Origin of the sequence: Sphingobacterium sp. G1-14 (assembly GCF_002196555.1) — a bacterium.
Taxonomy (GTDB): Bacteria; Bacteroidota; Bacteroidia; order Sphingobacteriales; family Sphingobacteriaceae; genus Sphingobacterium; species Sphingobacterium siyangense.
Map to the genome: position 1 here is coordinate 3,446,302 of NZ_CP021381.1, position 12,858 is coordinate 3,459,159.

A 12,858-nucleotide genomic window follows, 5' to 3' on the forward strand; every position below is an offset into this window, starting at 1 on the left:
TATAAGATCGTCTTGATTTTTCGAAGAGCGAAAATCCTGAAATTGCTCAATCTAGCATCGATTTAATACGAAAAACACTTCTAGGTATTAAGGTTAAATTGCAGCTGTTTGAACCGGGCGACCAACTATTTTCCTGCGTTCATACAGAATCAACAGCGGCGCATACCCCGGACATATCATCTATACCATAAAATCCGGCAATAGCGCAATTACAAATCTCGTCGATCTGATACATTCACCTATCCTAGTTTCCCAGCCTCATTGGGGAACCCAATGGGATATTGATTTCAATCGTGCTGTGGACACACGGATAAAAATACTTGATCGTTCAAGTTTACCTTTTTTTCTTACGTTTTAATTTCCCAAAAACTTCTCGGTTGAACATTAATGCTATAATCCTAAATTTTGAAAAAATAATCTCCTTCATCCCCTGCTTGAACGCAAGCTCTCGATCAATTCCCCTAAACTCTCTCAACATCACTTGAAAAATCCGAGTCGAAAGGTTCATCACAGGATTCTTTTTACAATATTCAATCGGATAAATAAAGAAATTCTCAAATGCTTAAAAAGTCGCCCGGAAACAAATACGGTATGTGATTTCGTGCCTGCCCAAATATCCCAGTGATGAAGCTGGCCAGGAAAGACTATGTGTAACTGCTTACCGTTTATTTCATAGGCAACCCCATCGATAGTATGCGTGCCACCACCTCTTTCAAACAACAAAAACGAAAAAAAATCAAGTCCGATAGGCTCATTTCTAAACATCTGCCGCTCAGTCTTGAAATATAGAATCTCTTCTTTTGTCGCCCTCAATTCCTGAAAATATTCGAAATGCTCTATATCATAATTTTTGTTTTTCATCCTATCCAATTATTTGCAACAAATGACGCCATCAACATCTTTGACATGATCAGAACGCCATCCATATGATTCTAGGGAACCTGTCCCATATGTGTGAGAAAATTTATCCATTCTCCCTCAACAGAAAATAATATCGAATTAAAATAACATTGAATTTATCGATTCTCAAAACGTAAGCAGCAAAATGAATGATTTGATAAAGCATATAGATGAATTTTATAAACGATTTTTCATTTCACCTACTACCAAGAAGAAATGATTACATTAAAACAGGCCCCTATTCACAAAAAATAGATTAGTAGTGCAGCACTCTTCCCACTGATATACTTGTTGGCCAAATAGCTCTTTTAATCCCTAATAACAGCGACATGCCTAAGGTCATAAAATGTTGTTTGTGGACCAATGAGAAGATCAAACCAGATAATATTCCAAATTTTAATTGGAAATTTTAGCATTCCAGTCATCCAGGAAATTTTCAAGAACATCCAATGGCAAACAACCATATTTTAACACTGCGGCATGAAAAGCCTGAAAACTAAATTTCTCGCCCTGTAAGTTTTGGTATTTTTTTCTCAATTCTTTGATTTTTAGCTCCCCGATTTTATAAGAAAGTGCTTGTCCTGGCCAAGCCATATATCTTTCAACTTCTGCCTTTGCGATATTTTCGCTTATTGATTCATGATCCATCATATATACAATTGCCTGTTGTTCAGTCAGCCTTCCGGTATGAATACCAACATCAATTACTAAACGTATCGCACGGTGGATCTTATTATTTAGCGCACCCATCTTTTGATATGGATCTGTATAGCATCCCAATTGTTCACCCAAGGATTCGCAATACAGTGCCCAACCTTCCATGTAAGCATATAGGGCATTTTGTTGTTGGAAAGTAGGAAGTTCGCTATACTCCTGCTGTAATGCAATCTGATAGTGATGCCCAGGTATTGCCTCATGTATAAATGTGCATTCTAGGCCATAAAAAACTGTATTTATCTTAGTCGGGTCAGGTATCGGAACGAAAAAAATGCCAGCTCTCTTTTCTTTTAAGTTTCCTTTAATATAATAAGGACCTCCTTGTGACGCCTCTTGGTAAGGATCTACGCGTTTTATAACAAATTTCGTTTTGGGCTCCACTAAAAACATATCTTTTAAATGAGGCTGAATTTTATTATATATTTTTTGATAGGCGTCTAGCACCTGTTCTGGGGTTTTAAATGGCCTAAACCTTTGATCTGTGCGCAAAAATCTAAAATAATCTTTTAAAGAGCCTTTAAAGCCATTGAGAACCATATTTTGTTCCATTTCATGGGTTATACGGTCCACCTCTTTAAGCCCGATCTGATAAATCTGGTCGGGACTAAGTGTAGAGCTGGTCGTATATAACTTGATGTAGTACTGGTACATTTTATCCCCGTCAGGAAGACTATTCAAGCCCGATTGTAAAGATGCAAAAGGCATATAATCGTATTGTAAATAACTTGCTAACTTCGCATAGGAATTCAAGACATAATTAGGAATAACTTCGTTGTATAGTATTGTCAATTTTTTCCTTTCCTCATGGGAAAAGTTTTCCGGAAATTGTTGCAATGGCCTGTAAAAAACACTTTTTAAAGTATCTCTTTCGCCGAGCGCGATCAATTGTGGAATCATACGGCCAACCAGAGACCTTGGTAGAACAACTCCCGCTTTCTTCCCTTTCTCGAAATTTGCGATAGCAGTATCTGCCCAGGCCTTAAAAGAGATCATCCTTTTAGACCAATTTGTATAATCTTCAATGGTATGAAATGGCTGGGGACCATTGGTCGAACCAAATAGTGCAAGGTCTGTTGGAACCGAAGCTGTAAACTGATTAAAAGGAATATATTCAAAATGCATAGAGAGCCCCTCTAAACCCGTTTTTAACGTATAATCCAATACATCATAGGAAATACGATCTGCCTCTGTCAAGTTTTGCCTATCGAATTGCTGTAATTCGTTTAAACATGACTGATAGAAATTTTTCTTAGCGACTAAAAAATCAAAAGAACCCTCGTTCTGAAGCAAGTCATCGTAGACATGAATACCATCCGCTGTTGCTTGGAGCGGATTGAAATAGCACTCTTTTTCATAGTATTTTTCAAATAGCCTATGTAAAGCACTTAAATGCTGTCCCATAGATTTTCTCGAGTACAAGATAGAGGAGAGCAACAATACAGTTGTTAAAATTTTCTTTTTCATTGGAATTAAAGCTTTAATCATAAATAATCCATCTGGACCATTTTCCTTATGATCAAAGTTAAAATCAACGCGCTAGACAAAATTGTACCCAATTAGCCTCAACTTTTTTTTCTACATCCGTTGATACTGACTCGGCGTGATCCCCATAAACCTTTTGTAGGTTTTAATAAAATGAGCCTGATCAGCAAAGCCACAATTGAATGCTATTTCTGTGAGTGATAGCTTCTTTAATCTGATCATGGGTAATGCCTTTTCAATTTTAATCCGCCGAAGATAATCTCCAATTGTACAACCAAAATATTGAGGAAAATATCGAGAGATTGTAACCGGATGCAAATTCATTTCTTCAGAAATATAACTTAACGATAATGGAATATCCCAATGATCATACAAAAAATCTTTGATACGGAAAATCCACGCTGGCCCTATACGCTTAATGGGAGTGGTACATGTCAAAAGCAGGACGGAAAGTTGCTCCATTGCCAATAAACTTTGTTGGTCGTCTAAATAATGTTCCCCCATTATCTTTACTAAACCGCTTGTGCCCCATTGAATACCATTCGAAAACATACAGGATTCATCTGGTATATTTAAATCATATTTAGTTAGAAAATCTTCGGTAAATTCAAGATTAAAGATTCTTGTCCCTTTTATATAACCAATATTCTGGTGGATAATATCGGGATAGTAATATAGAGAAGTACCCTGTTGCTGCCGATTTTTCTCATTCTGCCTGATTTCAACACTTCCACCATTCAAAATATGTGAAAAATGTGGATTCTGATGACAATGCCAATCAGAGATAATACCAGCCTCGTAATAAATATCAGAAGTAATGATACCAGCAAAAGAACTTTGGCTAACTTCGTTCCCAATATACTTACCAGCTTCTAATACGAGCAGCTTATTGTTTTCATTTTCCACAGCTTTCCCCCTATTTTAAATGTAATTTCATATTTCCGCAATGATAAATATAATTAAAATTCATGTGCTAAAAAGATCGACCCGACTAGCCCTATCACTTATCTAAAGATTCCAACATACTTTCTCTCGAACGAAAGTCCAGCCTTTTTATTTTACAACTTCCTCGCAAGCTATTTCTTCGTTCGGGACACTCCACAAAAAATACCTGAAACCAGTGATAAGGGTTATGGACCAATTCGTCTATTTTTGCAGGAAAGGAGAGTGAAAAATGAGAAAACTAATGGGATGCTATTTAATCATCTTTGTCATCGGACCATTTTGTTCAAAGGCGCAGGAAAACTTAAAATTTGACGATAATTTCAACCTATGGAACATACAAAAGGGTCAGTCGGCAACTGTTTTTGCCACAAAAGCTTATGTGCGTGCTCAACCTAGTCTTAAGGCAGCAATCGTAGATTCTTTATCGGTAGGAAATGTCGTTACGATCACCAGCGCGCCTTTCAAAGGAAATACGCTGAAAAATTTTTATGCACCTTGGCACCAAATAAGCTATTTCGAAGGCAGTATCAAAAAAAGTGGATTTATTTGGCTCGGATTATTAGCGCTCGGAAAACAAACCGCTTCGGACGGCTCGCAATATATTTACGGTTTTGAACGTTTTACCAAAAGTATCAACGAACAGGAACAGGATCATTTTTCAACAGTGGTAAAACTTCTCGACGCAAAAGGAAATTTTCTAGCTGAACACACCTTCCCTTTCGCCTATTCAGAACAAACCTTCTCTCAGAGTAAATTGCTGCCGGCCATGGGGCTGCAAAATGTCAAACAAATCATACGCATCGAATTTCTGGGGGAAGCCTGTGGTATACCTTCTGAGTACAACTATGTGGCCTGGACAGGACAACGACTTGTAGATCTTCCCAGCAGGTATTCTGTTAGTGATGCTGGTGTGTTCTATTACGATGAAAAGATTCTTTTCCCTTCCGAACACGGAAAAAATAATCAGATTATCTATAAATACATCGAAGAGGGAGAAGCTATTGACGACGATGCAGAAAATCCGAATTTCAAGATCACAAAAAAAAGTGAAGAATTTCTATGGAACGGTAATAGCTTTGAAAAGCTTTCAACGGCTAAATAGTATTTTCCACAGATTTTAACATACTGGATACATATAAAAATTAATAAATGGAAGAAAAGAATATATATGATTTGTTCTACAGCGGACAACTAGACTTATTTATCATTGAAGGAGAAAACCAACTGCGACAAAACGATCAAGATGTTACGCTTTGGACACACCTAGCCATCGCCTATCATGATCAGGCATTCTATGAAGGCCACGAAGCTATTTTCGATGTTATTCAGGAAAAAATGATCCCCTATTTTCAAAAAGCATTGGCCATCGAACCTGATAATGAAACGACCCTATATCATATACTGAATTATGTTTTGGACAATCAAGCGACATTAGCACAAATTGGTCGTCCAAAATTTCATATTACTGAAGGCAATAAAGGTCTATTCATCGAATACGCAAAAAAACTAATCGCTTCCCCAAATATGTCCGGATATGGGCACAACTATTTAACCAATATCTACGAAGGGCTCCAGGACGATACAGCGATGCTTCCAGTTTTGGAGGCGAGCATTGATTTCGTTAAAGAAACATTCAAGGATGAACGGGAAACCTTGGATCATAATTTTTCCATCTTTTGGATAAAGAAAATATACCTGCTTGACCGTACCAAACAGATCAATGAGTCTAATATTTTAGCTTTAATGGAAGCTGATTTTAAGCATTTCATCAGCAGCAATGAAATGAATTATGTGGATCTCGCTGAAATTGCTTACGAAAATAAAGCAATCGACCTAGCACTGCAAATTTTACTTAAGCTTATCAAAGGGGAAAACTCAGCCCTGCATATCCATCAGGAGTTGGTCAAATGGCATACTCGTTTTGAGGAATTGATTGCCGAGGGGTATGAGCACCCTGAGGTCTTCTACTATCAGCTTATCATTGAGCGCAATTACTCAGAAGAAATCGGAATCCCGCTTGACTATTATTATCTCCATGCACTCAAATTGGTCGATGCCTATCCTGATTCTTATGTCGGTTACCATTTTGCGGCAGCCTATCTCTATGACGAGGGGCAGTATGCCGCGGCTATTCCGCATCTAACAATGGTAGGTGAACGAAAATGGAATGCAACATCCTGGCGACGCCTAGTTGAATGCACCTTTAAAGCTAATGGAACAGTTTACGATCAGGTTCCTACTTTCCATGACCTTCCCCGTGAATGTTATAATGAAGCTGTCACGCTATCTGATTTTATTCACGCTCAGGACAACTTAACCACAGTTGATCAATCTGCACTACAATTGCTCGTCCTCGAACTTTATCGTCAAGCCTACGACGCTTTCAACGAGTATTTTGAACAGAATAAATATGAAAGTGACTACTTTGGGGGCTCCCACAACAGAGCTATGAATTGTAATAATCTAGCATTAGCGTATAAAGAAGCCGGTGAACTAGAAACCTCCTATGCTATCGCCACCGAAGGATTAAGCTATTCCGACTTTGAAGAACTTCATTTCACCCGAGCCGATACCTTGTCAGCATTGGAAGATTACGTACGTCTGGAGGAGGTGCTTCAACAATACTTTGACACCTATCAGATTTCGTTGGAAGCCACCCTTGAGCAGCAAGAATTTACCTCCGAAGAAGATGAAGAAGCTGAAGATATGGAGTCTGTTGTATTTCCTCCTTGTTACCGCATGCTTATGCATCAAATCGATGTTGAATACCAACTAGGTCGATCAGCGAATATTCAATCCCGGGCCCAACAGCTCCTCGAGTTTATTTACAAATTCTATATTGATCATCCCAATTTAGATGATTATCATTATCGTGACTTTGAAGCGTCAAAAAATGGGATAGAACATATTATCTATCAGATAATTGAGCCGGATAATTTTGAGCAACGTGTCTCCTATTACGAAAATATGGCACAACGGTACCCACATGAAGCACAGCCTCAATATGTGTTGATGCAGCTATATAATGAAAAGAGCAATTACAAGTCCATGAACCTCGCTGCGCGGAAATACCTTAAAAATAAACGGGAATTTATCATCGATAATTTCGATAAAGCAAAGACGCTCTATCTCATTGTTAAAAGCCATTACTATCTTACGGAATTTAGCGCGGGTATAGAAATATTCCAAACGTATGACAGTTGGGTACAGTCAGTCATGGAGCCTAATGATTATGTCCTTTGGTTAAAATTTGGAATTGAACTTTTCGCCGAAAACGGAGATATAAACGAAGTAAATAAATACGTCAATGTTTTCAACGGTATTTATCAGCAATGCGATTGGGGCTACGACGATGATGTCGAATCGGTTAAATTAGCAGAGGCATATGCAAACTATAAAACAGGGAATCTGAAAAAAGCACACAATTTGCTTGATGAAGTGCTCGCCTATTCGGATCATTCTCCTTTAGCTGATGAATATAAACGTACCTGGAAAAAGCCCGGCTTTTTTTCTGGTTTTAAGTTTTAAGTATTTCTTTGCTTTCCGAAAAAAGAATTCCAAACGTCGCTCCATGTTATCTGGTCCTCCCAAACTCAAATAACATGGAGCGTATAAAAAAGTCCATAATGCCAAAAAAAGTTAAAAGTGGAAGCAGATTCTACCCAAAACAATTATATTTGAGCTGATATGGCACTTAAGCGACTTATACTACTATTTTTAACCTTCGGTTTCCTTTTAAGCGCACCCGACGCTTTTGCCTGCCATAAAATGAATGCACACAGTAGTCACACACAAGGTAATGCTATCACTGACAAAAAGGACCAGTGTTGTTCAAAATTTAAATCTTCCCAAAAAAAGGCTTTTTGTAAACATCACAAACCATGTAAAAATTGCAATTGTCAATGCACGTATAGCGGTACATTTTTGGCAATTTCCAATCCCCTTGAACAAAATCATGAACTTTGCGGTATAGCAATCAAAAAAAATTATAAACCCATAGCGCCAACATTTATTTCTGAGGGATATTTTTGTCCTTGGGTCCCGCCAAAAATAAGTTAATCCATACGTTGATCATTTATCAATCATTTTTGATTACTTATTTTTATTTATTCTTTCATCCAATCATATGAAAATCAAACATTATATTATAACAGGGGCTTTAATACTATCGTCCTTAACAAACTATGCACAAAACAACACCGTGAACACCACTGTTAAAATTGCGGGAAACTGCGGTATGTGTAAAAAAACAATAGAAAATGCAGGAGCCTCCGCTCAGGCTAAAGTTGAATGGAACGAAGACAACCAAACAGCAACAATAGCCTATGACGCAAAGAAAACTTCCTTAGATGCTGTATTGAAAAGTATCGCAGGAGCAGGCTATGACAATGAAAAATACCTTGCCGCGGAAGATACTTATGCTAAACTACATGCTTGCTGCCAATACGAAAGAAATTTAGCTTCTCCAGCTTCAGATAGCCCACAAGACGCAAGCACTGAGCCGGTAGCTTCAGTAGATGACATCAGCAACGCAAGCAATTTTCAAAAGATCTATGACCAATACTTTCTGCTTAAAGATGCACTTGTAGCTGCGGATAGTAAACAAGCTGCAGGCCTAGCAAACGATCTTGCCGATGCAATCGCTAAAATACAAACTGCTGATCTAACGAAAGCGGAAGAGGTGGTCTGGAAAACCAAAACAACATCACTCAAAGCGACAGTGAAGAGCCTACAACAGGCAAAGGATATCAGTAAACAACGAGAAGCCTTCGCGCTATTGTCAGAAGATATCTATAGTTTGTCCAAAAACTCGAAACCGTCTTCTTCTGTTTATTACCAAAAGTGTCCAATGTTCAACAAAGGCAAAGGTGCGACTTGGTTAAGCCGTCATAAAGAAATCAAAAATCCATATTACGGCGCACAGATGCTAACATGTGGCAGCACAATTCAAACGCTTTAACAAATAAGGTCGTTTAATCGACTCTTAAAAGGTTTATCTCCCCACGAGATAAACCTTTTTTTGTAATTGCTGCCGCAATGGTCGATTTTTATAAACCAAAATAGTATATTTATTATCAACAGAAATTGGTTCGCTTAAATGATAACACGCGTATATTATAAAACAAGGTTCAATTCATGGAAAAAGTAATTATTACAGGTGGTGCTGGAGCTATAGGCCTTCATTTAACAAAACTATTGGTTGCCAATTTCTATGAAGTTATTATTTTTACCAGAAATCCGAAGTCTCATCCCATACAAAACAATGTCCGTTACGTACATTGGGATCCCAGTAAACAGGAGATTGATGTCAAATCAATTCAGGAAGCCGACTATATCATCAACCTGGCGGGGGCAAACCTCAATTCGAAACGCTGGACAAAATCATATCAACAAGAAATTATTGCCAGCAGGGTAGAAAGCGGGCAACTGCTCTATCAAAGTCTAAAACAAATACCAAATCAAGTAAAAGCAGTCATATCGGCCTCCGCTATAGGTTGGTATGGAACAGACGATCAGTACCAAAAAAAACCTTTTGAAGAAGGAGATCCACAAGGTGGAAATTTTCTCTCCTGGGTATGTAACCTCTGGGAAGGAAGCGTGAAACCTATCGAAACATTGGGAAAAAGACTCATTGTCTTCCGTTTTGGGGTAGTTATCAGCAAGGATCAAGGTTTACTCAAAGAAATTAACCGTTTCCTACCCTTTCGTTCAATTCCGGTATTAGGCTCTGGAAAACAGATACTCAGTTGGATCCATATGGATGATCTCTGTCGAATGCTGCTCTTTGGCATACAAAATGATACCATAGCCGGAATTTATAATGCCTGTTCATCCGAACCGCTTCCCCTCGCGGAGTTTGCAAAAAGAATAGCTAAACATAAATACGGTCCATTCTATATTCCCCTACCCGTCCCCTCTTTTTTGATTAAATTTATGCTTGGAAAAAAAGGTCAGGAAATGGTGCTCAATGGCACTTGGGTAAGCAACAAAAAGATAGTAAATGAAAAATTCCCTTTTAAATATCCCCTTTTGGACAATAATTGTATAGATAATTTACATATTGATTAATTGTTAATTCGCGTTAATTTCTGCCCTTTTTGGGACAAAATCCGTATATTTGCGGCTTATGAAGATTTTTAGATATGGCGCAAAGGGCTCCGAAAAAGCGGGAGTCATTTTAAACGAAAAGAAATATGATGTTTCAGAGGGAAATTTTCAATACAACCGCGATTTCTTTGCGGATATTGCAAATTTAGAAAGACTTCAAACATATATAAATGAAAAAGGCGATACGCTTAAAGAGATAGCCGACGACGAGCGTATCGGTACACCATTGGAAGCTCCGTCCAAAATACTTTGTGTAGGGCTTAATTTCGATGATCACGTCAAAGAAACCAAATTGCAACAAGCTTCCGAGCCTATTGTCTTTATGAAATCTGTATCTGCATTCAATGGCCCTTTTGATGGAATCACCCTTCCGAAGTTCTCTGTAAAATCTGATTGGGAAACCGAATTTGCCATTGTAATTGGGAAAAAAGCTTCTTACGTTACTGAAGAAGAAGCTTTGGACCATGTGTTTGGCTATGTGTTACACAATGACGTTACAGAGCGTGAATTTCAGATCGAGCGTGGCGGAACTTGGGATAAAGGTAAAGGATGTGACACTTTCGCTCCTATTGGCCCATTTATAGCAACCAAAGATGAATTCACAGATATCGATAATTTAAAAATATGGCTTAAACTCAATGGTGAGCTTATGCAAGATGGCAATACAAGTGATTTTATCTATCGTGTGCCCAAATTGATTTCTTATTTAAGCCATTTTATGAGCTTACTTCCAGGCGACATCATTTCCACAGGATCGCCTGCAGGATCTGGCATGGGCAAATCCCCACAAAGATTCCTGAAAGATGGCGATATCATCGAATATGGCATCGATGGACTCGGATCTGCAAAACAAGTGATTTCGGCTTATCAAGCGTTGTAAAAAACATATATCTGGGTTCTTTCATTCTTTTTCGGTCTGAAAGGACCCATTTTCTTTCACTTGATTTTATTTTATCCCTGGCATTTGTGTACATTTATATCAACATCATCCATTTGTCCAACTAAAATTGCTAAATCCCTACAGGGTCAATGATTCAACTAAACAACATATCCAAATCTTTTGAGGTAAAAGCGGCACGTATTGATGCCTTAAAAGACATCTCACTGTCTATTGAAAAAGGTGAAATTTTTGGTGTAATAGGCGCTTCCGGAGCCGGCAAAAGTACTTTGATCCGTTGCGTCAACCTTTTGGAAAGACCAGACAGTGGACAAGTAATTATAGAAAATGACGACTTGATGTCGCTATCTTCCACTGGTCTGATGTTGAAAAGAAGAAAAATTGGTATGATTTTCCAGCACTTCAACTTACTATCATCACGAACAGTGTATGGAAATATATCCTTCCCGCTCGAACTTGAAGGTAAATCGAAAGAATTTATCAGCCAAAAAGTGTTGGAACTATTGCGTTTGGTCGGGTTGGAAGATAAAGCCGACGTGTACCCTGCAAATCTCTCCGGAGGCCAAAAACAACGTGTTGCTATCGCGCGAGCATTAGCCAATGATCCTTACATTCTACTTTGCGATGAGGCCACAAGTGCCTTAGACCCCGCAACTACAAAATCCATCCTCAAACTGCTAAAAAAAATCAATAAGCAGCTTGACCTTACGATATTGTTGATTACCCATGAGATGGATGTTATAAAAAGTATTTGCGATCAGGTTGCCGTATTAGACCACGGAGAATTAATTGAAACCGGCCCGGTAGAATCAATATTCGCCAATCCTCAGCAAACAACAACTAAAAACTTTATTCAGTCTTCACTTGAAGTTGAAATTCCACTAAGTTTTCAGGAACGCTTAAAAAGCGCTGGAAACCCACTCGTAGAGATCTATCTAACTTCAAATGAAGAATCCATCCCATTTATACAGCATTTGGAGCAACAATATCAAGTCAAAACAAATATCATTACCGCTCAAATAGATTATATTGGCGAAATGAAATTTGGTGTTATATTGGCCGAACTATCGGGTGAAAAAGAAAATGTAACGCGTAGTCTATCTTTCTTAAAAGAAAAGCATTCACAAACTAAAATATTAGGCTATGTCTGATCAGGTATTTAATCTTCTGCTATCGGGTACTTTAGAAACCCTAACCATGACTTTCTTATCAGGCTTCTTTGGTTTTATCCTTGGTCTCCCACTCGGGATATACCTGTTCTTGACCCGAAAACATCAACTGCTCGAAAACAAAGCCATGCACCAACTTGTTTCATTGCTGGTGAATGTGTTTAGGTCTATCCCCTTTATCATACTTATCGTATGGATGATTCCGTTTACACGCAACGTTGTCGGAACATCAATCGGTATGGCCGCAGCATTGGTACCCTTGAGCATAGGTGCTGCCCCATTTATAGCAAGACTTGTGGAAAATAGTCTTCTGGAAATTCCAAATGGCCTGCTTGAGGCCTCAAGAGCAATGGGTGCAAATGCACAACAGGTAATTTTCAAAGTTTTGCTTCCGGAGGCTCTCCCCTCACTAGTAAACAATGCGACAATTACCTTGATAACACTTGTTGGTTACTCCGCAATGGGCGGTGCTGTAGGTGCTGGTGGACTTGGACAGATTGGCTATCAGTATGGTTATGTCGGATATGATACTTTTATCATGAATTCTGTTCTAATTTTATTAATTTTAATAGTATTCTTGTTACAATATACAGGAGATTACATCTCAAAAAAAGTAAACCATCGTTAACATAAATTATA

At 38.3% G+C, this 12,858-nt stretch carries 10 protein-coding genes; 7 read left to right on the forward strand and 3 right to left on the reverse strand.

Annotated features, from left to right (window positions below):
* Positions 1-507: 507 nt before the first annotated feature.
* The 3 genes from CBM24_RS14575 to CBM24_RS14585 form a co-directional block, all read right to left on the reverse strand.
* Positions 508-861 carry a hypothetical protein gene (locus tag CBM24_RS14575; RefSeq protein ID WP_088161753.1) on the reverse strand — a complete coding sequence of 118 codons (354 nt, stop codon included), beginning with the start codon at positions 859-861 and terminating at the stop codon, positions 508-510.
* A 435-nt stretch (positions 862-1,296) separates the two neighbouring features.
* Positions 1,297-3,081 (reverse strand): DUF885 domain-containing protein, encoded by a 1,785-nt coding sequence (locus CBM24_RS14580; RefSeq protein WP_157698464.1) that lies wholly within the window; start codon positions 3,079-3,081, stop codon positions 1,297-1,299.
* Positions 3,082-3,192: 111 nt separating this feature from the next.
* Positions 3,193-4,005 carry a helix-turn-helix domain-containing protein gene (locus tag CBM24_RS14585; protein WP_232475540.1) on the reverse strand — a complete coding sequence of 271 codons (813 nt, stop codon included), beginning with the start codon at positions 4,003-4,005 and terminating at the stop codon, positions 3,193-3,195.
* Between the two features lie 268 nt (positions 4,006-4,273).
* Between CBM24_RS14585 and CBM24_RS14590 the strand changes: the two genes are divergently transcribed.
* The 7 genes from CBM24_RS14590 to metI all read left to right on the forward strand — a co-directional run bounded on the left by CBM24_RS14590 (position 4,274) and on the right by metI (position 12,847).
* A complete protein-coding gene (locus CBM24_RS14590; protein ID WP_145326880.1) occupies positions 4,274-5,146 on the forward strand; it encodes an SH3 domain-containing protein in 873 nt (290 codons plus the stop codon).
* A gap of 47 nt (positions 5,147-5,193) precedes the next feature.
* A complete protein-coding gene (locus tag CBM24_RS14595) occupies positions 5,194-7,572 on the forward strand; it encodes a hypothetical protein (protein WP_088161756.1) in 2,379 nt (792 codons plus the stop codon).
* A gap of 598 nt (positions 7,573-8,170) precedes the next feature.
* Positions 8,171-9,004 (forward strand): DUF3347 domain-containing protein, encoded by an 834-nt coding sequence (locus CBM24_RS14605; RefSeq protein ID WP_088161758.1) that lies wholly within the window; start codon positions 8,171-8,173, stop codon positions 9,002-9,004.
* A gap of 176 nt (positions 9,005-9,180) precedes the next feature.
* Positions 9,181-10,113, forward strand: a complete 933-nt coding sequence (locus CBM24_RS14610; RefSeq protein WP_088161759.1) for a TIGR01777 family oxidoreductase — start codon at positions 9,181-9,183, stop codon at positions 10,111-10,113.
* 58 nt (positions 10,114-10,171) lie between these two features.
* Entirely contained in the window at positions 10,172-11,032 is an 861-nt protein-coding gene (locus CBM24_RS14615) for a fumarylacetoacetate hydrolase family protein (RefSeq protein ID WP_075992861.1), read from the forward strand.
* Between the two features lie 149 nt (positions 11,033-11,181).
* A complete protein-coding gene (locus CBM24_RS14620; RefSeq protein WP_088161760.1) occupies positions 11,182-12,201 on the forward strand; it encodes a methionine ABC transporter ATP-binding protein in 1,020 nt (339 codons plus the stop codon).
* On the forward strand, positions 12,194-12,847 hold the full coding sequence (gene metI / locus CBM24_RS14625; protein ID WP_088161761.1) for a methionine ABC transporter permease MetI: 654 nt from the start codon (positions 12,194-12,196) through the stop codon (positions 12,845-12,847). The genes CBM24_RS14620 and metI overlap by 8 nt, the downstream gene beginning before the upstream one ends.
* Positions 12,848-12,858 lie beyond the last annotated feature (11 nt).

Excerpts from the sequence above, each read along its gene's own strand:
- CBM24_RS14575 (WP_088161753.1), bottom strand. The coding sequence starts at position 861 with ATGAAAAACAAAAATTATGATATAGAGCATTTCGAATATTTTCAGGAA.
- CBM24_RS14580 (WP_157698464.1), bottom strand. The coding sequence starts at position 3,081 with ATGAAAAAGAAAATTTTAACAACTGTATTGTTGCTCTCCTCTATCTTG.
- CBM24_RS14590 (WP_145326880.1), top strand. The coding sequence starts at position 4,274 with ATGAGAAAACTAATGGGATGCTATTTAATCATCTTTGTCATCGGACCA.
- CBM24_RS14595 (WP_088161756.1), top strand. The coding sequence starts at position 5,194 with ATGGAAGAAAAGAATATATATGATTTGTTCTACAGCGGACAACTAGAC.
- CBM24_RS14605 (WP_088161758.1), top strand. The coding sequence starts at position 8,171 with ATGAAAATCAAACATTATATTATAACAGGGGCTTTAATACTATCGTCC.
- CBM24_RS14610 (WP_088161759.1), top strand. The coding sequence starts at position 9,181 with ATGGAAAAAGTAATTATTACAGGTGGTGCTGGAGCTATAGGCCTTCAT.
- CBM24_RS14615 (WP_075992861.1), top strand. The coding sequence starts at position 10,172 with ATGAAGATTTTTAGATATGGCGCAAAGGGCTCCGAAAAAGCGGGAGTC.
- CBM24_RS14620 (WP_088161760.1), top strand. The coding sequence starts at position 11,182 with ATGATTCAACTAAACAACATATCCAAATCTTTTGAGGTAAAAGCGGCA.
- metI (WP_088161761.1), top strand. The coding sequence starts at position 12,194 with ATGTCTGATCAGGTATTTAATCTTCTGCTATCGGGTACTTTAGAAACC.